This is a genomic window from Verrucomicrobium sp. BvORR106, from assembly GCF_000739655.1.
Taxonomy (GTDB): domain Bacteria; phylum Verrucomicrobiota; class Verrucomicrobiia; order Verrucomicrobiales; family Verrucomicrobiaceae; genus Verrucomicrobium.
This window is the reverse complement of record NZ_BATR01000058.1, coordinates 1-2,626: the sequence shown is the minus strand read 5'-3', so window position 1 is coordinate 2,626 and position 2,626 is coordinate 1. Positions and strand designations below refer to the sequence as shown.

The 2,626-nt window shown below is 63.7% G+C and carries 1 pseudogene; it reads right to left on the bottom strand.

The window, feature by feature from the left end:
* A pseudogene (locus tag BV106_RS09250) lies at window positions 1–2,626 on the bottom strand (sugar-binding protein); the annotation flags it as partial.

Below are 2,626 nucleotides of genomic sequence, written 5' to 3'. Positions count from 1 at the left end.
GTCATAGGTCAAGGCGGCGGTGCGGGTGACCGCGCCCAGCCCGTCTTCCTCCGTCCAGCCCGTGAGCTGGTTGAAGTGGTTGTAGGTGTAGAGTGTCTGGGTGGTCAGGCTGCCATCCGTGCTCACCAGCTTGACACTGCGGTTGCTGCCGGTGTCATAGGCATACCCGGTGGTCACCACCGGGGAGCCGGGCTGGGCCATGGCCTCACCCGTGAGCCGATTGGTCGCGTCATACACCATGACCGTGCTGCGCCAGCCTGCCCCACGTGTGCCTTCTCCGGGCCAGCGCTCTGACTGCACGGTGACATTGCCCACCGCATCATAGGTCCACAGGAACTGCGCCTGCAGGGCATCGGCGCTGGTGTAGGTCTGGCGGGATTCCAGACGGCCCAGATCGTCATAGGCGTTGTACTGCCACAATCCGTTGGGCTGGGTCTGGGCCACGGCCCGGCTGGCCAGGTCATAATGATAGACCGTGGTGCGCCCGCCCTCGGTCACCGTGAGCGGCTTGCCCTGGCTGTCGTAGGTGGTGGCGATGCTCTTGCCCGTGCCCAGCGCAGTCCCGGTCCGGCGGCCGCCCAGGTCATAGGTGTAGGTGTGCGTGAGGCCCTGAGAGGTTTCGGTGGCCACCCGGTCAAGGGCGTCATAGGTGTAGCCCACGGTGGCCTCAGGTCGCCCGGTTTCGGTCACATCGGTGAGACGGCCTGCGGTATCGTAAACCCGGGTGCGCACCACCGGGCTGCCGCCCACTGTCCAGTTCGTGGTGGTGAGCCGGTCCCGCAGGTCATAACCAAAGATGAACTCACGCCCGGCACTGTCCTCCCGGGAGGTCTCGCGTACGGCATCGTAATGACGCTCGGTCCACACGCCCTCCTGGAAGGTCTCCTTCTTCAGCCGGTTGAGGTCATCATAGGTGAACGTGGTCACCTTGCCGCGCGGATCGGTCACCGAGGTCCGGTTGCCGTTCTTGTCGTAGCCAAACGTGGTGATCTGCTCCTCGGCATCTTCCGTCTCGATGAGGCGGTTGTGGATGTCATAGGTGTTGGTCACCACCCGGTTGAGCGCGTCGGTCACCGTCTTGACGTTGCCGTTGCGGTCATAGGTGGAACTGGTCACCTGCCCCAGGGCATTGGTCACGGTGAGTGCCCAGCCCGCGTTGTTATAAGTCTTGGTGGTGACCTTGCCCAGAGGATCGGTGACTGTGAGCACGTTGTCCCCGGCGTCATAGGTGGTGTTCACCTCCGGCCGGGACCACTGGCCTGCCAGGGCATCCCAGATATACGGGGAGGTCACCTTGGTGGGGCGGTTCCGGTTATCATAGACCGTGGTGACGATGTTCCCCAGAGGGTCCTGCACGGCGATGACATTGCCATTGGCATCATAAGCGGTCTTGGTCACCGGACTGACCCCGTTGACCTCAGGCAGCGTCACCTCCACGGCGCGACCCGCCCGGTCGTACTGGGTGAGGGTTTCACGGCCCAGTTCATCCACCACCTTCCAGACCAGGCCGGAGGGGGTGTAATAGGAGTGCCGGGTGGTGGCATCGGGATACTCCACCTGGGTGGGGCGGTTCAATCCGTCAAAGGTGGTCTTGGTGATGCGGTTGAGCGCATCCTTGACCTCCTCGGGGTTGCCAGCGTCGTCATAGGTGGTGGTGACGGTGTTGCCCTCCGGCAGCTGTTTGACCGTGGGCCGGTAGAGGTCGTCATAGGTGATGGTCGTCACCTTGCCGCGGGGGTCGGTGATGGTGGTGGGCTTGAACCCGCTCACATCAAAGACGCTGCCCCCGCTGTTGGCCCCGTAGGTGCAGGCCGTGGTCTGGGCGCCCCCCCCGCTGCCCACCGTGGTGGTGAGGCGCCGGCCGATGCCGTCATAGGTGTGGGTGGTGACGGTTCCGCGTGGGTCGGTTTCCGTGTGCGGCAGGTTCAGCGCCGTGTAGGTGGTTTCACTCACCAGGTCGGCCCCGTCATCCATGTCCACGGTGGTCTTCTTGCGCCGGTTCAAGGAGTCATACTCGTGCGTGGTCGTGACCCCGCGTTCATTGACCTCACTTGTGAGGTTGCCATGGGCGTCATAGCCCAGGGTGCGCGTGGTGTTGTCGGGGTTTTCCACACCGGTGAGCCGCAGGCTCTGGGCATCGTAGGTGAAGGTGGTGGTGTGCCCGCGCGGATTGGTGACGGTCTTCTTGCTCCCGTTGCCGGTGTAGGTGTAGCTGGTGACCAGCTCGATGCCACCTCCGGCCGTAACGGCCTCCTTCTGGACCCGGCCATTGGCATCGGGGGTGTACTCCGTGACCAGATCGCCCCCGGTGGCGGTGGTGCTTTGCACCGTGGTCTTGGCCAGGAACCCGGCAAAGCCGCCGGCACCATAGTCGAAGTCGGTGACCTTCAGGGTCGAGACACCCTTGCTGATGGTTTCCTTGGTACGCAGTCCGGTGCCGGATTGAATGGTGTAGCTGGTCAGCGTCCCCCGCTCATCGGTCATGGACTTCATGACGCGGGTGTCGTTGTCATAGGTGAAGTACCGGCTCTTGCCCAAGGCATTGACCTGCTGGATGGGGTCATCCCAGCCAAGACCGTTGGCGCCCACGTTGCCATAATGGAAGGTGGTGGTGTTCCCGCTCAGG